The sequence below is a fragment of the Stutzerimonas stutzeri genome (genome assembly GCF_038561965.1).
Taxonomy (GTDB): domain Bacteria; phylum Pseudomonadota; class Gammaproteobacteria; order Pseudomonadales; family Pseudomonadaceae; genus Stutzerimonas; species Stutzerimonas stutzeri_AA.
On sequence record NZ_CP139348.1, the window covers coordinates 2,706,052 to 2,723,296 of the forward strand.

A 17,245-nucleotide genomic window follows, 5' to 3' on the forward strand; every position below is an offset into this window, starting at 1 on the left:
ATGTCCGATACCAAGATTCGAATCCGCCAGGTCGGCAAGACCTTCATCAGCGAGCAGCGCGAGGTGCAGGCGCTGCAGTCGATTGATCTGGATATCCAGCCCAACGAGTTCGTCACCTTTGTCGGCGCGTCAGGCTGTGGCAAGTCCACCCTGCTGCGCATCATTGCCGGGCTGGAAACACTGAGCCACGGCGAGATCCTGCTCGACAGCAAGCCCATCGACGGCCCCGGCGTCGACCGCGCCATGGTCTTCCAGCACTACAGCCTCTATCCCTGGCTGACGGTGATGCAGAACATCAAGTTTTGCCGCCAGCTCAAGGTGATCGGCGACACCGTGCGCCATGACGGCGACGTGGAATCGGCCGCCGGCCGCGCCGACGCCCTGCTCAACCTGATGGGCCTGACGCGCTTCGCCGATGCCTATCCCAGCCAGCTCTCCGGCGGCATGCAGCAGCGCGTTGCCATTGCGCGCGCCCTGCTGCCCAAACCGGCGACGCTGCTGATGGATGAGCCCTTCGGCGCGCTGGATGCGCAGACCCGTGAGGTGATGCACGACCTGATCCGGCATGTGCACCGGCTGGAAAAGAGCACCATCCTGTTCGTCACCCACGACGTCGAGGAAGCCATCTATCTCGGCAGTCGCATCGTGCTGATGGCGCCACGCCCTGGGCGCATCGACTCGATCTATGACGTGCCACTGCCGGCCCAGCGCAACCAGGACATGAAGCTCGCGCCGGAATTCACCGCACTCAAGCGCGAGATCCTCGCGCGCATCCGCGAAACCTCCGGCATGCAGACCGACCTCGAGCAGCTGGCCAAACTCAGTGCCGTGGCCGGCTGAAGGCTAACGGCCGAGCAGCTCGGCCATCGCTGCGAACACCTGCTGCATGGCCGCCGCGCTGCGGCCTGGTCCGCCGGCACAATGGCCCCAGTCCGATTCGAGCACCCGCAGCTCGGCACCCGGAATCAGCGAGGCCTCGTGGCGCGCGTCCTCGACGGTGAAATACAGGTCTGTGCTGCCGGGCATGAGGATGGCCCGTGCGCGAATGCGGCACAGCGCTTCGGCCAGCGAGTCTGTGCCGAAACAGCGGGCTGGGTCGGCCGACTGCCAGCTGTGCAGCACGCAGAGCAGGTCGTTGGCATCCTGCTCCAGATGATCCTGCTCCCAGTAATCGAGCAGCTCGTCGATGCTCTGGAAACCCAGCTCGCGCCACAGCTCATGACGATAGAAAGCCTGCGAATAAGCCCAGCCGGCATAGGCACGGCCGAAGGCGCGCAGGCCGCGTTCCGGCGGCACGCTGTAGCGACCACCCAGCCAAGCGGCGTCGGCGCAGAGCGCCGCCTTTACACCCTCGAGAAATACCTGATTGTGCGGCCAGCAGTGCGCCGTGCAGCAGAACGGCAGAATGGCGCGCACCCGCTCGGGATAGGCCATCGCCCAGAACAGCGTCTGCATGCCGCCCATGGACCAGCCTGTCACCAGGGCAAGCTGCCAGTCGTCACCGTATAGCCGGTCGAGCAGCGTCTTCTGCGCCCTGACGTTGTCCAGCAGGCTGACCTGCGGAAAGTCCGCGGCGGCCTGCCCAGGTGCGGCATTGCTCGGCGATGTCGACCAGCCGGCACCGAACAGGTTGGTCAACACCACACAATAATCACCACTCGCCAGCGGCCCGTCCGCACCAAGCAGGGGCAGGCTGCCCCAATGTGTGCCGCCGTAGTAGCTCGGAATCAGCACCAGGTTGTCCCGCGCGCGGTTCGGCGTACCCACCACCTGATAGCAAAGGCGCGCATTGCGCAGGCGCTCACCGTTTTCCAGGCGCATTTCGCCCAGCGCGAAAAACTTCTTTTCCCTTTTTATTTCAAGCATCTGCATGACTCCGGCATCGGCTAAACGGGTGCAAGGCAGCACCAGCGACGGCCCGCTTCTATACACGCTGGCATGTATATTGGATGAAGGAATCGTGCCAGCGGCCCCGGCCGCCACTGATGACTCCAAGGAGCGCAAGCAGATGACCAGCTTTCCCCTCTCCTCCGTCGAGGAGCTGAAACAGCAGTTGCAAGACAAGGGCGTCAAGTACGCGATGGCCAGTTACGTCGACCTCCACGGCGTGATCAAGGGCAAGTTCGTCCCCCTCGCCCACCTCGGTCAAATGCTGCGCGGCTCCGAGCTCTACACCGGTGCGGCGCTGGACGGTGTGCCGCAAGAGATCAGTGACAACGAAGTGGCTGCCATGCCCGACCCGGCGACCGCCACCCAGTGCAGCTGGAACCGCGATCTGGCCTGGTTCGCCAGCGATCTCTATCTGGACGGCAAGCCCTTCGAAGCCTGCTCGCGCGGCATTCTCAAGCGTCAGACCGAAGCCGCTGCCAAACTTGGCTACACCTTCAACCTGGGTATCGAGACCGAGTTCTTCCTGTTCAAGGACACGCCAGACGGCGGCTTTGCACCGATTTCCGAGCGCGACGACATGGCCAAGCCGTGCTACGACCCGCGCCTGCTAATGGACAACCTGCCCATCATCGACGAGCTGGTGCAGGCCATGAACGAGATGGGTTGGGGTGTCTATTCCTTTGACCACGAGGACGCCAACGGCCAGTTCGAAACAGACTTCAAATACACCGATGCCCTAGGCATGGCCGACCGTTTCGTCTTCTTTCGCATGATGGCCAACGAAATCGCCCGCAAGCACGGTGCCTTCGCCACTTTCATGCCCAAGCCCTCGGCCAACCGCACCGGCAGCGGCGCGCACTACAACATGTCGCTGGCCGACATCGAAACCGGCAAGAACCTGTTCGAAGTCGACGGCGAGGACACCTACGGTTGCGGCGTGACCCCGCTGGCCTACCACTTCATCGCTGGCATGCTGAAGCACGCCAAGGCGATCTGCGCCGTCATCGCGCCGACGGTCAACAGCTACAAGCGGCTGATCCGCAAGGGCGCCATGTCCGGCTCGACCTGGGCGCCGGTGTTCTGCTGCTACGGCAACAACAACCGCACCAACATGCTGCGCATCCCGTCCCAGGGCGCGCGAGTCGAATGCCGCGCCGCGGATATCGGCTGCAACCCTTATCTCGGCGCCGCGATGATCCTTGCCGCCGGCCTCGAAGGCGTCCGTGACAAGCTCGATCCCGGCCAGCCGCACCGCGAAAACATGTACCACTATAGCGAACAGGAAGTGGTGCAGATGGGTATCGAAACCCTGCCGCGCACCCTCTCCGAAGCCATCGACGCCTTCGAGGCCGACCCGCTGTCACGCCAGGTATTCGGCGATGCGATGTACCAGGCCTTCGTCGACTTCAAACGCGACGAATGGAATGCCTACCACACCCATGTTTCCGACTGGGAAATCCAGCGTTATCTGAAATTCTTCTGAACAGGGAGTACCGCCATGCACGGCACCATGATGAAAAAGCTGCTCTGCGCCGGGGCCATCGCCCTCGCCGCCCTCGCCCCGCTGGCCCAGGCCGAGGAGAAAAAGACCTTCAATCTCGCCTGGACCATTTACGTTGGCTGGATGCCATGGAAGTACGCCGACGAGTCCGGAATCATGAAGAAGTGGGCGGACAAGTACGGGATCGAGGTGAACATCAGCCAGATCAACGACTACGTTGAGTCCATCAACCAGTACAGCGCCAGTCAGTTCGACGGCGTGGTCGCCACCAGCATGGATGCGCTGTCGATCCCGGCAGCCGGTGGCGTCGATACCACCGCGCTGATCGTCGGCAGCTATTCCAACGGCAACGACGGGCTGGTGATGAAAGGCACCGACGACCTCAAGCAGATCAAGGGCCAGCAGGTGCATCTGGTCGAACTGTCGGTGTCGCACTACATCCTGGCCAAGGCGCTGGACAGCGTCGGCCTATCGGAGAAAGACGTAAAGGTAGTGAACACCTCGGATGCTGACATCGTTGCCGCCTTCAGCACCGCCGACGTGCGTAACGTCGCCACCTGGAGCCCATTGCTGCAGGAAGTGGCGGCCGCGCCCGACGCGCACCAGGTCTTCGATTCGGCCAGCGTACCGGGCCACGTCAAGGATCTGCTGATCGTCAACAGCGAGACCCTGGCCGACAACCCGGCTTTCGGCAAGGCGGTTACCGGCGCCTGGTACGAAGTGATGGCAATCATGGCCAGCGATACGCCGGAGGGCGCCGAACTGCGTGCCCAATTGGGTGCTGCATCGGGCACCGACCAGGCCGGCTACGAGGCGCAGCTGAAGGGCACGCACATGTTCTTCCAACCAGCCGAAGCGGTCGCCTTTATCTCTGGCGAGCCGGCCCATGAAGCCATGGACAGCGTGCGCAAGTTCTCCTTCGACCATGGTCTGCTGGGCGACGGTGCCGACTCGGCAGACTTCGTCGGCATCGACATGCCGGCCGGCGCGCTCGGTGACCAGGGCAACCTGAAGCTGCGCTTCGACACCCGCTACATGCAGATGGCCGCCGACGGCGCGCTGTAAAGCCTTGCCACGTAGCGTCCGGCGACGGCACGCTGCGTGGCCACTGCGCATTCTGAGGAGCCCCATGCGCCGTACCAAAGAAGACGCTGAGCAGACCCGCCTAAAGGTAATCGCCGCGGCACTTGAGCTGTTCAGCCGCAACGGCTATTCCAACACCACCCTGGCGATGATCGCCGAAGCCGCCGGCTTCAGCCGGGGGCCGATCTACTGGCACTTCAAGAGCAAGGACGAACTGTACGAAGCAGTGCTCGGCTATTCCCAGGTGCCCCTAGAGCGGCTGATCGAACAAAGCCGAGAACGTGCCGCCGATCCGCGCGCTGCGCTGGAACACTTCATCAGCGAGTGGTTTCGACTGCTGCTGGAAGATCGCTGGTACCGCCAGTCTTTCGAGATCCTGCTGAACAAGACCGAACTCACCGCGCAGATGGCCAGCACGCTGAAACGCGAACGCAAGCTGACCCGGGCGATGGTGCAATTGCTGGAAGAACTGATCGCGAAGGCGCAAGCGGATGAAGAATCGGCGCGCTCACTCGCTGTTCTGCTCTATTCGAGCCTGATGGGTATCACCCATACCTGGTTGCTGTCACCGAAGCTGTTCTCGCTTAGAGAACAGGCGCCCCTGATGGCGCGCAGCCTGTTTGCGCTGGCAATCCCCGGCGCTACAACGGGCGCATCAGCCCAGTAGCCGTGGGCGCTTGAGCTTGCTCAGCAGCGCCGGTCGAAGCGCAGCGGCATCCAGGTCGATGGTGTTGATCAGGCCAGTGATGTCGGCCTGGGAAAGCGATATGCGACACGGCAGCCCGGTGAGCAGCAATGACTCTCCGGCCGCTTCGTCGATGAGCATCACCCGTATCGTGGATGGCGAGTCCATTCGTGCGCTGACCACCAGCGGCTCGAAATGCTGTTGAACCTGGGCGAAAGCCTCCGGTTGCCTGAAACGCTTCATAGCGACAACTCCATTTGTCAGGCGGCGCATTCTAGCAGCAGCTGGCGCATCGCCACCGACGGCAAATGCCAACTCCGCCACAGGGCGGACTTGAGCCCGTACAGGTCGCTACCCACACGGGTTCAGGACAAATCGATGCGGCAAGATCGGGACGGGAGACATCAATGATGGCGTGAGTCAGGGAGAAACAGAACGATCAGCGAGGCCGTGAGCTCACGGGAATGCGTCCACAGGGTAAGCGTCCAATGGGACCAAGCCGGGACAAAACATGCTGTTTTCCGCACCCCAGAAACGCTGAAGGCCCCGGAATACGGGGCCTTCAGGTTTTCAGATGGCGGAAGCGCAGAGATTCGAACTCTGGGAAGAGTCTCCCCTTCGGCGGTTTTCAAGACCGCTGCCTTCAACCACTCGGCCACACTTCCGGATAAAGCGGGCGCAATATTACCGGATAGAAATACACTGTCAAACACTGATGCTAGGCATCTCGCTTGCCTCTGCTATGATCCGGGACAAATCGTCTCAGGCTTGAATTCATCCAAGGAGTGTCGCCATGCACGAACACGAATACGCGCTTAGCCACACGCAGGTCGAACAGCGCGAGGTCAGCAAGGTCCTGCGCAACACCTACGGGCTCTTGGCCATGACGCTCGCGTTCAGCGGCCTGGTTGCCTATATGGCCATGCAGGCCAACGCCGCTTACCCGAACATCTTCGTGGTGCTGATCGGCTTCTATGGCCTGTTCTTCCTCACCGCCAAGCTACGCAATTCGGTATGGGGCCTGGTTTCCACCTTCGCCCTGACCGGCTTCATGGGCTATACCCTCGGCCCGATCCTCAACATGTATCTGGGCCTGGCCAACGGTGGTCAGCTGATCAGCTCGGCGCTGTCGATGACCGCACTGGTGTTCTTCGGACTGTCGGCCTACGTACTGATCACCCGCAAGGACATGAGCTTCCTCAGCGGCTTCATCACCGCGGGCTTCTTCGTGCTGATCGGTGCCATGCTGGCGGGCTTCTTCTTCCAGATCACCGGGCTGCAACTGGCGATCAGCGCTGGCTTCGTGCTGTTCTCCTCGGCCTGCATCCTGTTCCAGACTAGCGCCATCATCCACGGCGGCGAGCGCAACTACATTATGGCCACCATCGGCCTGTTCGTCTCGCTGTACAACCTGTTCATCAGCCTGCTGCAGCTGCTGGGCATCTTCGGCGGCGACGACTGATACACGCTTGGCGAACCCGCTCCGGCGGGTTTCCCGATACCCTGCGAGAGCCATGCTTTCGCAGGGTTTTTTCGTTTTGGGGCGACACATTTATCACGGCTCAGCCTTATAGCTGCTCAGTCGCCCCTCTCCGTCCGCGCCTGTGGCGCGGCATCCTCGAACCGATCGACTTGCCGCAGACTTCTGAAACCGAGCATCCAGCCGCCGGTCACCAACAGCGTGCTGACGCTGCCCAGCAGTGCCGCTGGCACCGCGCCGAACCAGGAGGCGCTGAAGCCGGCACGGAACTCACCGAGCTCGTTGGACGAGCCGATAAAGAGCATGTTCACGGCATTGACCCGACCGCGCATGGCATCGGGCGTAGAGAACTGGATCAACGACGAGCGAATGTACATGCTGACCATATCCGCGCCACCAGCAACGAACAGAGCAGCGAACGACAGCCAGAACAGGCTGGATAACGCGAACACCGTATTGGCCAGACCGAACACCGCCACCGCGATGAACATCGTCATGCCGACATGGCGATTGAACGGTCGCGTACTCAGGTAGAAGCCCACCATTACCTCGCCCAGAGCCATGGCGCTGCGCAGCGCGCCGAGGCCGGTCGGCCCGACTTCCAGTACTTCCTGCGCATAGATCGGCAGCAGCGCGACCACGCCGCCGAGCAGTACGGCGAACAGATCCAGCGAGATGGTGCCCAGGATGATCGGCCGCGAACGGATGAAGCGAATGCCTGCCGTGAAGCGCTGCCAGGCCGTAGATTCAAGCGCCTGCATCGCTTCGGCATAACGCACTTGCACGCTGTGCAACAGCGCAATTGCAGCCAAGAAGAACGCCAGACAGGCGGCATAGGTCAGTCCGCCACCGCCCAGCGCATAGAGCCCACCGCCGAATACCGGCCCGGCAATGGTGGACCCGCGCACGATCATGCTGTTGGCGGCGATCGCTGCGGCCAATCGCTCACGTGGCACGATCTGCGGCAACAGGCTGGAGAGCGCCGGCCCGGTAAAGGCGCGCGCGCAGCCATAAAACACCAGCACGATGTAGTAACGGCCCACCGCTCCGTCACTCAGTGACAGCCACAGCAATGCCGCTGCGCAGACCGCTTCGAGCGCCCAACTGAGCGAGAGGATGCGCTTGCGGTCGTAGCGGTCGATCAGATCGCCCGCCGGCATCAGCAGCAGGAACATCGGCACGAATTGCGCGAGACCGACAAAGGCCAGCGACAGCGGATCGCGAGTCATGTCGTACACCTGCCAGGCCACCACCACGGCGAGGATCTGCACGGCGAACATAGCCAGTACACGACTGATCAGAAACGGCAGGAAGCCGGGCTGGCGGTAGACGGAGGTGGAAGAGGTAGAGGCGTCGGAAACAGACATTGGATATCCAGACGGCGCCCACGACGGGGCCGAAGGCGAGCCAATCTACCGGAGGGCCGTCATGCCAGGCAAACCACGACCGGACCGGTGGCCTGCTGACGCGGTACGCGCGAAATTCGGAACGTCTCCGGTGCACCCAGGCCGAGTCGGCGCGCCCTTGCCATTGGTGCTCCAATCGCGAAACAGCATGCACATGCCGCCGACCGGGATTCTTCAGGCCGGCCGCTGGGCGTATCATGTCGGCTGTTTTGCCATGGTGCCCCGATGAAATTCGCAATCGCCCTGTTCGCCCCACCTCATTCGCCCGCTGCTCGCCGTGCGTTGCGCTTTGCCGAAGCCGCGCTTGCCGGCGGACATGAAATCGTCCGCCTGTTTTTCTATCAGGACGGCGTGCATAGCGCCTCGGCAAATATCGTCGCGGCACAGGATGAACTTGACGTGGCCGCCGAATGGAGCCGCTTCCTGGCCGCAAATCAGCTCGACGGCGTGGTTTGCATCGCCGCCGGCCTGCGTCGTGGCGTGCTGGATGCCGGCGAGGCGCTGCGTTACCAGCGCCCGGCGGCGAATCTTGCCGCGGGCTGGGAGCTATCGGGGCTTGGTCAACTGCATGAAGCGGCGCAGCAAGCGGATCGCCTCGTCTGCTTCGGAGGTCACTGATGGCACGTTCCATGTTGATCATCAGCCGTCAGTCTCCCTGGGCCGGCCCGTCGGCGCGCGAGGCGCTGGATATCGTACTGGCCGGCGGCGCCTTCGAATTGCCGTTGGGGCTGCTGTTTCTCGATGACGGCGTGTTTCAGCTTACCGCTTCTCAGCGGGCCACTTCGGTCGAGCAGAAAGACCTGACGGCGAATCTGCAGGCACTGCCACTGTTTGGCATCGATGCACTGTTTGCCGCACGCCGCAGCCTGGCCGAGCGCAACCTGAATGAATCAGCTCTGGCATTGCCCGTCGAAGTGCTCGACGACGCCGGCCTGAGTGCCCTGTTCAACCGCTATGACCATGTGATCACGATCTGATGGCAACCCTGCATCTGCTTTCCCACACACCTTTTGCCGATGGCCGCTTCGCCAGCTGCCTGCCGCTGTTGGCTGATACCGACGCCCTGCTGCTGACTGGCGATGCAACGTACGCCCTGACGGCAGGTACACAGCCTGCGGCCGAGCTGGAGCGGCTGCCGGAACAGGTCGCCGTGTTCGCGCTGGAGGAGGACGTGCAAGCCCGTGCGCTCAGTGCCCTGCCCGCTCGTGTGCAATTGCTGGACTATGCCGCCTTCGTCGAACTGACCTGCCGCTACGAGCGGGTCAACAGCTGGCTATGAGCCTGTTCGTCAGCGGGCGGGAGATCGCCCTGGACAAGGACGGCTTTCTGGTCGATCTCGCTGACTGGAACGAGGCCGCCGCACAAGCGCTGGCCTGCCGAGAAGAGCTCGAGCTGAAAGCCGAGCATTGGGAAATCCTCTGGCTGCTGCGAGAGTTCTACGCCGAATTCCAGCTGTCGCCGGCCACGCGTCCGTTGATCAAGTACACCGCGCTCAAGCTGGGCCCGGAAAAAGGCAACAGCCTGCACCTCAACCGCCTGTTCAAGGGCACTCCTGCGAAACTGGCCGCCAAGCTGGCCGGGCTGCCAAAACCGAACAATTGCCTATGAGCCTCGAAACGCCTGCAGAACATCCTTTCGCCGCCTTCGTGCGCATTCTCGGCAAGGGCAAGCGCGGCGCCCGCGACCTGACCCGCGAAGAGGCTCGCGAAGCCATGGGCATGCTGCTCGACGGCAAGGTGGAGGACGCTCAGCTCGGTGCCTTCCTCATGCTGCTGCGGCACAAGGAAGAAAGTGCCGAAGAGCTGGCCGGCTTCACCGAGGCGGTGCGCGCGCGCGTGCAGGCACCCGCAATCCCAGTCGATATCGACTGGCCGAGCTATGCCGGCAAGAAGCGTCATCTGCCCTGGTACCTGCTGGCAGCCAAATGCTTGGCGAATAATGGCGTGCGCATCCTCCTGCATGGCGGTGGTGCGCACACCGCCGGCCGCATCTACACCGAACAGCAACTGGAGCTGCTCGGCATTCGTCGCTGCGAGAACTGGGAGCAGGTAGGCGCAGCACTGGAACAGAGCAATCTTGCGTTCATCCCGCTGGGTGCCTGGATGCCGGTGCTGCAACGCATGATCGACATGCGCAACCTGCTCGGCCTGCGCTCGCCGGTGCACTCACTGGCGCGCCTGCTCAACCCGCTCGGCGCCCGCTGTGGCCTGCAGAGCATCTTTCACCCCGGCTATCAGGACGCCCACCGCCAGGCCAGCACCCTGCTCGGCGATCACGCCATCGTGATCAAGGGCGAAGGTGGCGAGATCGAGATGAACCCGGACAACATCTCCCACCTCTACGGCACCACCGGCGGTGCGCCGTGGGACGAGGAATGGCCCGCACTGTCCGAGCGGCGCCACGTGAAGCCCGCGCAACTCGATCCGCAGCAGCTACTCGCCGCCTGGACTGGCGAGCAGAACGATGCGTATGGCGAGCTGGCGGTAGTTGCCACCATGGCGCTCGCCTTGCGCGGGTTGGGGATAGAGCGCGAGGCTGCATTCGAGCAGGCTCGAGCCTACTGGCAGGCACGCCATTCATCGATTTAAGCGATAGGATTAACCCGCCGTTCGGTCACATTAATCGAACCATGCTTCCTAGACTGCCCTCCTATGCCGCAACAGGAGGAAAAAATGGGATTACTGATAGATGGCCAGTGGCATGACCGCTGGTACGCAAACCGCGACGGCAGGTTCGAGCGAGAACACTCCAAGCGCCACAACTGGATCACCCGGGACGGTTCGCCGGGCCCGGGCGGCAAGACGGCCTTTCCGGCCGAGGCCGGCCGTTACCACCTGTACGTTTCTCTAGCCTGCCCCTGGGCTCACCGCACGCTGATCTACCGCAAACTCAAAGGCCTCGATTCTTTGATCGACGTGTCCGTGGTCAGCTGGCTGATGGCGGAGAACGGCTGGACGTTCGACAAGGCCACCGGCTCCAGCGGCGATGCACTGGACGATCTCGACTACCTGCACCAACGTTACACCCGCGACGACGCGGACTATTCCGGACGGGTCACCGTTCCCGTGCTGTGGGATCGCGAACGCCAGTGCATCGTCAACAACGAGTCCGCCGAGATCATCCGCATCTTCAACAACGCATTCGACGATCTCACTGGCTCGCGCCTGGATTTTTACCCCGAGCCGCTACGCGGTGAGATCGATGCGCTCAATGCGCGGATCTATCCGGCGATCAACAATGGCGTGTATCGCGCCGGCTTCGCGAGCACCCAAGAAGCGTACGAAGAACCCTTCGACGAGCTATTCCGCGAGCTCGAGTGGGTGGAACGGCGCCTTGGCAAACAGCGCTATCTGACCGGGGAATACGTGACTGAAGCCGACTGGCGGTTGTTCACCACAGCCGTGCGCTTCGACGCGGTGTACTACGGGCACTTCAAGTGCAACCTGCGCCGAATCGAGGATTATCCGAACCTGTCGAACTGGCTGCGCGAGCTGTATCAATGGCCGGGCATAGCCGAAACAGTGGACTTCAACCATATCAAGAGCCACTACTACGCCAGCCACCGGCAGATCAACGGCAACGGCATCGTTCCCAAAGGCCCGGCTCTCGGCCTCCATCGCCCGCATGACCGCGAGCGGCTTGCGGGACGCGGAATATGGACGCGCCAGAGCTGAACGCGGCCGTACCACAGTGATGGCTTGGCCGAACGTGCCTGCCGCGCCAATCGTGCCTCTACCCCGCCGTGCCGTGTTCGAGCATATGGCACATGGCGGTCTTCAGCTTCATCGGCCGCACCGGCTTGTGCATCAGCATATGGCCCAGTTCACGCACCTGCTGCTTGAGTTCGTTGCTGTAGTTCGCCGTGATCATCAACGCCGGCAACGGGCTGGCGCGTCGCGCATTCACCGTGGCGACCACGTCGATGCCGGTGTGGCCGTTATCCAGGTGGTAATCGGCAATCATCAGGTCCGCCTCGGCGTGGAAGTTGTCGACCTGCCGCGCCAGATCCTCTTCGGAAAGCGCGGTAATCACCTTGCAACCCCAACCTTCCAGCAGGGTACGCATGCCCGCGCAGATCGCCGTATCGTTATCCAGTACCCAGACCCGGGCGCCCTGAAGACGCTGCAACAGTAGCTCGGTCGTGCTCGGCTCGGGCCGTGCCTTCGGCGCACGCTTGGCCAGCGGTACATCGATGGCGAAGCATGAGCCGCGTCCCGGATGGGAGCTGACGCGGATGCGATGGCCGAGGATGCGCGCGATCTTTTCCACGATCGCCAGGCCAAGCCCCAGGCCGCGATCCTGATTGGGACGCACGCCATCCCCACGTTTGAATTCCTGAAAGACTTCCTCGAGCTTGTCTGCGGCAATGCCGATACCGGTGTCCCACACCTCGATGGACAGGCTCTGCCGATGCCGGCGACAACCCAGCAATACACGCCCCTGCGGCGTGTAGCGAATGGCGTTGGTCAGCAGGTTGCGCAGGATGCGCGCCAGTAGTTGGATGTCGCTACGCACCAGTGCCGAGCAGGGGATGAAATCCAGCTGCAGCTGCTCGGTCCCGGCGATCTGGCGAAACTCCATGGCGAGGTTTTCCAGCAGCTCGCTTACGGCGAACGGGGCGATATCCGGCTTGATCACGCCGGCATCCAGCTTGGAAATGTCAACCAACGTACCGAGCAGGTTTTCCACGTCTTCCAGCGAATTGCTGATGTTGCGGATCAGCCCGCCATTGAGTGCGCCCGGCTGCTCGAGCAAGGCGCTGGTAAACAGCCGCGCAGCGTTGAGCGGCTGCAGCAGATCGTGACTGACCGCAGCGAGAAACTTGGTCTTCGAGAGGTTGGCCACTTCCGCCTCACGCTTGGCTTCGCGCAGGCGCGCCTCGACATTGCTGCGTTCGTCGATTTCACGCAGCAGTTGGTCGTTGAGGCTGGTGAGTTCGGCGGTGCGCTCGCGCACTCGCTGTTCGAGGTTCTGATAAGCCTGATGCAGCGCCTCGGCGGTACGTCGGCGGTCGGTAATGTCCTGGATCAACACGAAGATGCCGGCCACGTCGCCATTGGCCTGCCGGTTCGGCACATAGGAACGAAGCATGTAACGCTGCTGGCCGGCATGGTTGCGCTCGGCCATTTCGAAACTGACGCTTTCGCCCGACAGCGCCCGGTCGATGTACGGCTCCAGTTGCCGCCAGTGCTCACCACTGTGCACCTCGCGCAAGGACTGGCCGAGCATGCCGTCGCTGGGCCAGCGATACCATTCTTCATAAACCTTGTTGGTGAACTCGTAGATGAGATCGGCTGACACATAGGCGATCAGCGCCGGTACATGGTCGGTAATCAGGCGAATCCAGCGCTCGCTTTCACGCAGTGCCTCGGCATGGCGGTAGCGCTCGGTGATATCGGTGAACGTATTGACGAAGCCACCGGTAGGCAACGCATGGGTGCGGATTTCCAGAACGCGACCGTCGAACAATCGCTGCTCCAGCTCGCGAATCGGCCGGCCGCGGGCGTCACGGCTGTTGGGGGTGAGCAAGGTCAGCTCGCTGTCGGCCATGACCTCCTCGAACGGCCGGTGCGCCTCGATCGGCGCCAGCCCGCAGAGTTCGAGAAAACGCCGGTTCCACAGTTCCAGCGCGCCCTCGGCGCTGACCATCGCAACGCCTTGTGACAGATTGTCCACCGCGCGCTGCAACAGCCGCGACTTCTGCGCCAGCGCCTGCTCGCGGCGCATGGTTTCGCTGACCTTCACCTCAGTGATGTCGGTGTAGAGAATCACCAGCCCGCCTTCACGGGTCGGCCGCTCGCTGACCTGCACCCAGCGGCCATTGTTCAGGCGATACACCGTGGGTTCATCGCCCTTGCCACGATGCTCCTCAACGATCAGCCCGGTGCTTTCGGCCAGTCGCCGCACCTCGGCCAGCCGCGTGCCGGCATTGATGCGCGCGCGCGTGCGCGTCCATAACGACTTGAAGCGGCGATTGAACAGGACGATGCGCTGATCACGGTCGAACAGCACGAACGCATCGGAAATGCTTTCGATGGCATCGACCAGGTGCTGGTGAGCCGTTTCCGCACGCAGCCGCGCATCGCTGAGCAACTGGTTGCTGCCCTTGAGTTCGGCCATTGCCTGATTCAGCGCATCAGTGCGTTCGCGCACCTGCTCGGCCAGTTCCACCGAATGCTGGAACGCCGCATAGGATGCATCCCGCCCGGCGCCGCTGGATTCGACGCGCTCGATCAGCGCAGCGTTGATGCGTTTGAGCTTGTGATTCTCGCGCTCGAGTTCGGCCTGACGTGCCAGCAGCTCAGCGACCTGCCCGGCCTCCGGGTCGGCCAATGGCGACACCGGTGAAGGTCTGGTTGATGTGCATGCCATTGAACTGCTCTCCGTAGGTGTTGAAGCCGATCACCTGTTGGCGTCGGAGAAAAGCCGAGGTCTGCTCACTGGTGTCGTTGGCCTCGATTTCCAGGCGGCGCAGGAAGCAGTCGCAGCCGATCGTGAGCAGCGGAGGCCCGAGGCGTTGTTCCAACCGTTCGAACACGGCTTCCAGGTTCGGCATCAGCGGGCCGGGTTCCATGGCCGTCAGCACGATGCCGTTCTCCACGGCGCAATAGAAGGTCAGGCTCATGTCCTCGTTGACCTTCTGGATCGAGCGCACGTAGTAGTGCTCGTTGATACGCACTGCCAGCGGATGTGCTGCGAACAGCCTATGGTCGAGATCGCTGACCGGAACGCCGATCAGCCGCGCATATTCCTCGGCTGCCGGCTCGGCATTCAGTTCATAGACCCGGCGGCTGTTGCTGTCTGCGCGCGTCACCACCAGTTTGTCTTCAAGCGGCAGGATGTGATGGGTGGTGAACACCTCGAAGTCCAGCCAGGTATTGATCAGCACCACGATGGCCGCATTGCTGTAAAAGCAGCCGTCGTAATAGACGTAGGTGTCGCTCAGATGGTTGTCATCGCCGGCCGAACCGCCAAAATGCGGAATGCTGCCGAACGCAGCACTCAGCGCCGAGAGCACCACTTCCTCGCGGCTGGAGAGACCATCGAGCAGGGTCAACGCGAAGCTGTGGTCCTTGATCGGCGCCAGTGAGTTGCTGCGACAGTCACTGCCCAGACGCTCCACCAGCTGCTGCGCCTCGATCAGGCTGAAGCGGTCCATCTCATCGATCAGCTCGCAGGCAATGGAAAAGCTGCGATGGTCGAAGCCAACCGCCGTTACGCAGCTGCGGCCGTAACCTTGCGAGGTGATTTCACCCGCCGAGGTGCAGCCGACCAGACGCACGCCGCCGAAGTACTCGCGCAACGCATCGCCCAGCGCGGGCAGGTCGTATTCCGCCGAACAGAAGAACAGCACGAAGCCCAGATGCGGATGCATCAGCTGGCGCGCCAGGTCCTGTGCCACCGTCTCGGGCAGCCGGGCCTCGGACATCGCGGTGCGGATTACTTCGCCTTGTTCATCGGTCACGCACGATACCCCGCACCACCTGAATCGGATGACCCCATTCTTGGCCAGGGCATATGGCCCGAAAATGCTACTTGAGTACCGGTAAAGGCCTGCCTAGGTAGTATCGCGACTAAACAACGCAGGCTCCCAACAGTTCCGCTGCCTACGGCGATTCCGTCGGGACATGCAGATAGCGAAAAGGCTGGCCCCTTGCGGGTGCCAGCCTTTCAGGATGTAGCGGTGTCGCTGCAGTCAGGGCGTGGGGACGATCAACGTACACACCACTGCATCGCAACGGATGACACGACCTACGGTTCGGCTGTCATTCGCGCCCTCGATCGCTACTCGCTTAGAAGCTGAGCGCCGCACCTACTGCGAAGGTGCGAGTTTCCTCGTCGAGAGTCGAAGTGTCGCGACCTTCGATTTCGAACTGGTTCAGCTCGGCGACCAACGTCAGGTTGTCGTTGATGCTGTGGAACAGAGCGATGCCGCGAGTTTCATAGTCGGCCGCACTGCCCAGACCGTTGCCGTCGTCCTTGGTCTTACCGTAGGACAGCGCCACGCGGTTTTTGCCGAAGCGGTAGGAGCCTTGCAACAGGTAGCCATCGCTATCCACTTCACGCAGCAGTGCTTCGCCAGCGTTGTTGGTGAAGAACGGGTTGATACCCTCGGCCTGGAAACCCGAGGCGGTCAACGACAGGTTGCCCATCTTGGCCTGTACGCCATAGCCCAGACCTTTGGAGTCAACTTTCTCGATGCTGCTGTTGGTATTGTCCGAGCTCTGCTGCATGCCGTTGATCCAGGTGTAGAACTGGGTGCCACCCAGGTCGAACTCGTAGGTTACCTCGGTTTCAAAGCGCGGGGCTTCCTGGTAGGCCTTATCCAGCGTGGAATTGGTGTCGTTGGTGGTATCCACCGGGTCCATGATGCCCGCGGCGATACGCAGGCCGTTCATCTTCGGCGAGCGGTAGGTAATCTGCGAGGTCGGGAACGGGTACGGGTAGCCGGTACCAATGTTGCCGAAGGACACACCGCCACCATCGACCAGACCCAGCGTGTCGCTCACCTGACCATAACCGCTGAGCAATTCATCGAGCAGGATGTTGGAGCGACCGAACAGGCCGAAGTCCTTACCAAACAGGACTTCACCCCACTGATCATTGGCGACAGTGGCGTAGAACTGACGAACATCGATGCCGGTTTCGGTGCCGTTGCTTTCGCTATCGTTGATCGAAACCCAGAACGAAGAGCGGCCGCCCAGCTTGAGGTCACCGACCTGCTTGGTGAAGTTGAAGCCGATCCAGTTGGGCAGGAAGCCCATCTTCACCCGCGACTGCTTGCGATCGAACTGCTCGCCGTCCCGATCCACGTCGCTGTGCACGTAGAAGGTATTGAAATAGCCATCGGTGGAGAAAGTGGTGTCGTTCTGATCATAGAGAACGATCTCCGCCATTGCCGACTGGCTGACGGTCATGGCTATTGCGCTGGCCAGGACCAGAGGCAGAAGGGTTGATACGGCTTTCTTGTTGTTGTGCATGGCGCTCTCCGCGGTTTTGACGACAAGCAGTCGTGACGGGAGCGATTATCGAAAGGCCATCAAAGCGGACATACGCTGCGATGGCGGCGAAAGGCTAGTACTTTCGCCGCGGGTGCCGTCTTGCGCGCAAAGCACCTCATCCGCGCAGCGGGAAGACAAGGCTTAGGTCGTACGCCCAAAGCAGCGCACCGCTCATTTCTGCGCACGAGCAGATGCGAA

General features: G+C 62.1%; 17 protein-coding genes and 1 tRNA gene. 11 read left to right on the top strand and 7 right to left on the bottom strand.

Features of this window, described 5'->3' with window-relative positions:
- Positions 1 to 840, top strand: a complete 840-nt coding sequence (locus SM130_RS12195) for an ABC transporter ATP-binding protein (protein WP_181019275.1) — start codon at positions 1 to 3, stop codon at positions 838 to 840.
- Between the two features lie 3 nt (positions 841 to 843).
- Here SM130_RS12195 and SM130_RS12200 read toward each other — a convergent pair whose 3' ends face one another.
- Positions 844 to 1,866, bottom strand: a complete 1,023-nt coding sequence (locus tag SM130_RS12200) for an alpha/beta fold hydrolase (RefSeq protein WP_102825781.1) — start codon at positions 1,864 to 1,866, stop codon at positions 844 to 846.
- A gap of 142 nt (positions 1,867 to 2,008) precedes the next feature.
- On the opposite strand from SM130_RS12200, the gene glnT reads away from it, so the two are divergent.
- The 3 genes from glnT to SM130_RS12215 all read left to right on the top strand — a co-directional run bounded on the left by glnT (position 2,009) and on the right by SM130_RS12215 (position 5,141).
- The gene (glnT, locus tag SM130_RS12205; RefSeq protein ID WP_102825780.1) at positions 2,009 to 3,373 is read left to right on the top strand and encodes a type III glutamate--ammonia ligase; all 1,365 of its coding nucleotides are present in this window, start codon (positions 2,009 to 2,011) and stop codon (positions 3,371 to 3,373) included.
- A gap of 15 nt (positions 3,374 to 3,388) precedes the next feature.
- Entirely contained in the window at positions 3,389 to 4,456 is a 1,068-nt protein-coding gene (locus SM130_RS12210; protein ID WP_102825779.1) for a putative urea ABC transporter substrate-binding protein, read from the top strand.
- A 64-nt stretch (positions 4,457 to 4,520) separates the two neighbouring features.
- Complete coding sequence (locus SM130_RS12215; RefSeq protein WP_102825778.1) at positions 4,521 to 5,141, top strand: TetR family transcriptional regulator; 621 nt, start codon at positions 4,521 to 4,523, stop codon at positions 5,139 to 5,141.
- Here SM130_RS12215 and SM130_RS12220 read toward each other — a convergent pair.
- Complete coding sequence (locus tag SM130_RS12220) at positions 5,130 to 5,402, bottom strand: DUF1652 domain-containing protein (protein ID WP_102825777.1); 273 nt, start codon at positions 5,400 to 5,402, stop codon at positions 5,130 to 5,132. The genes SM130_RS12215 and SM130_RS12220 overlap by 12 nt on opposite strands.
- A 332-nt stretch (positions 5,403 to 5,734) precedes the next feature.
- A tRNA-Ser gene (locus tag SM130_RS12225) sits at positions 5,735 to 5,824 on the bottom strand.
- A 128-nt stretch (positions 5,825 to 5,952) separates the two neighbouring features.
- On the opposite strand from SM130_RS12225, the gene SM130_RS12230 reads away from it, so the two are divergent.
- Positions 5,953 to 6,621 (top strand): Bax inhibitor-1/YccA family protein, encoded by a 669-nt coding sequence (locus tag SM130_RS12230; RefSeq protein WP_102825776.1) that lies wholly within the window; start codon positions 5,953 to 5,955, stop codon positions 6,619 to 6,621.
- 116 nt (positions 6,622 to 6,737) lie between these two features.
- Here the strand turns inward: SM130_RS12230 and SM130_RS12235 are convergent, their stop codons facing one another.
- Entirely contained in the window at positions 6,738 to 8,006 is a 1,269-nt protein-coding gene (locus SM130_RS12235) for an MFS transporter (protein WP_102825775.1), read from the bottom strand.
- Between the two features lie 264 nt (positions 8,007 to 8,270).
- Between SM130_RS12235 and tusD the strand changes: the two genes are divergently transcribed.
- The 6 genes from tusD (at position 8,271) to SM130_RS12265 (ending at position 11,719) form a co-directional block, all read left to right on the top strand.
- Positions 8,271 to 8,663 (top strand): sulfurtransferase complex subunit TusD, encoded by a 393-nt coding sequence (gene tusD, locus SM130_RS12240; protein WP_102825774.1) that lies wholly within the window; start codon positions 8,271 to 8,273, stop codon positions 8,661 to 8,663.
- Positions 8,663 to 9,022 carry a sulfurtransferase complex subunit TusC gene (tusC, locus tag SM130_RS12245; protein WP_102825773.1) on the top strand — a complete coding sequence of 120 codons (360 nt, stop codon included), beginning with the start codon at positions 8,663 to 8,665 and terminating at the stop codon, positions 9,020 to 9,022. The genes tusD and tusC overlap by 1 nt, the downstream gene beginning before the upstream one ends.
- Entirely contained in the window at positions 9,022 to 9,324 is a 303-nt protein-coding gene (gene tusB / locus SM130_RS12250) for a sulfurtransferase complex subunit TusB (RefSeq protein WP_102825772.1), read from the top strand. The genes tusC and tusB overlap by 1 nt, the downstream gene beginning before the upstream one ends.
- Entirely contained in the window at positions 9,321 to 9,653 is a 333-nt protein-coding gene (locus SM130_RS12255) for a TusE/DsrC/DsvC family sulfur relay protein (RefSeq protein ID WP_102825771.1), read from the top strand. The genes tusB and SM130_RS12255 overlap by 4 nt, the downstream gene beginning before the upstream one ends.
- Entirely contained in the window at positions 9,650 to 10,633 is a 984-nt protein-coding gene (locus tag SM130_RS12260; RefSeq protein ID WP_102825770.1) for a glycosyl transferase family protein, read from the top strand. Before SM130_RS12255 ends, SM130_RS12260 begins: the two co-directional genes overlap by 4 nt.
- A gap of 84 nt (positions 10,634 to 10,717) precedes the next feature.
- The gene (locus SM130_RS12265; protein ID WP_102825769.1) at positions 10,718 to 11,719 is read left to right on the top strand and encodes a glutathione S-transferase family protein; all 1,002 of its coding nucleotides are present in this window, start codon (positions 10,718 to 10,720) and stop codon (positions 11,717 to 11,719) included.
- 58 nt (positions 11,720 to 11,777) lie between these two features.
- On the opposite strand, the gene nahK is transcribed toward SM130_RS12265, so the two are convergent.
- From nahK to SM130_RS12280, 3 genes are all read right to left on the bottom strand, one after another.
- The gene (gene nahK, locus SM130_RS12270) at positions 11,778 to 14,378 is read right to left on the bottom strand and encodes a hybrid sensor histidine kinase/response regulator NahK/ErcS' (RefSeq protein ID WP_102825768.1); all 2,601 of its coding nucleotides are present in this window, start codon (positions 14,376 to 14,378) and stop codon (positions 11,778 to 11,780) included.
- Entirely contained in the window at positions 14,347 to 15,510 is a 1,164-nt protein-coding gene (nosP, locus tag SM130_RS12275; RefSeq protein ID WP_102825767.1) for a nitric oxide-sensing protein NosP, read from the bottom strand. The genes nahK and nosP overlap by 32 nt, the downstream gene beginning before the upstream one ends.
- A 328-nt stretch (positions 15,511 to 15,838) precedes the next feature.
- Positions 15,839 to 17,026, bottom strand: coding sequence for a porin (locus SM130_RS12280; protein WP_102825766.1), 1,188 nt, complete (start codon positions 17,024 to 17,026; stop codon positions 15,839 to 15,841).
- Positions 17,027 to 17,245 lie beyond the last annotated feature (219 nt).

Bases quoted from the DNA above. Each gene is read 5' to 3' on its own strand.
- SM130_RS12195 (WP_181019275.1), top strand. From the start codon at position 1: ATGTCCGATACCAAGATTCGAATCCGCCAGGTCGGCAAGACCTTCATC.
- SM130_RS12200 (WP_102825781.1), bottom strand. From the start codon at position 1,866: ATGCTTGAAATAAAAAGGGAAAAGAAGTTTTTCGCGCTGGGCGAAATG.
- glnT (WP_102825780.1), top strand. From the start codon at position 2,009: ATGACCAGCTTTCCCCTCTCCTCCGTCGAGGAGCTGAAACAGCAGTTG.
- SM130_RS12210 (WP_102825779.1), top strand. From the start codon at position 3,389: ATGCACGGCACCATGATGAAAAAGCTGCTCTGCGCCGGGGCCATCGCC.
- SM130_RS12215 (WP_102825778.1), top strand. From the start codon at position 4,521: ATGCGCCGTACCAAAGAAGACGCTGAGCAGACCCGCCTAAAGGTAATC.
- SM130_RS12220 (WP_102825777.1), bottom strand. From the start codon at position 5,402: ATGAAGCGTTTCAGGCAACCGGAGGCTTTCGCCCAGGTTCAACAGCAT.
- SM130_RS12230 (WP_102825776.1), top strand. From the start codon at position 5,953: ATGCACGAACACGAATACGCGCTTAGCCACACGCAGGTCGAACAGCGC.
- SM130_RS12235 (WP_102825775.1), bottom strand. From the start codon at position 8,006: ATGTCTGTTTCCGACGCCTCTACCTCTTCCACCTCCGTCTACCGCCAG.
- tusD (WP_102825774.1), top strand. From the start codon at position 8,271: ATGAAATTCGCAATCGCCCTGTTCGCCCCACCTCATTCGCCCGCTGCT.
- tusC (WP_102825773.1), top strand. From the start codon at position 8,663: ATGGCACGTTCCATGTTGATCATCAGCCGTCAGTCTCCCTGGGCCGGC.
- tusB (WP_102825772.1), top strand. From the start codon at position 9,022: ATGGCAACCCTGCATCTGCTTTCCCACACACCTTTTGCCGATGGCCGC.
- SM130_RS12255 (WP_102825771.1), top strand. From the start codon at position 9,321: ATGAGCCTGTTCGTCAGCGGGCGGGAGATCGCCCTGGACAAGGACGGC.
- SM130_RS12260 (WP_102825770.1), top strand. From the start codon at position 9,650: ATGAGCCTCGAAACGCCTGCAGAACATCCTTTCGCCGCCTTCGTGCGC.
- SM130_RS12265 (WP_102825769.1), top strand. From the start codon at position 10,718: ATGGGATTACTGATAGATGGCCAGTGGCATGACCGCTGGTACGCAAAC.
- SM130_RS12280 (WP_102825766.1), bottom strand. From the start codon at position 17,026: ATGCACAACAACAAGAAAGCCGTATCAACCCTTCTGCCTCTGGTCCTG.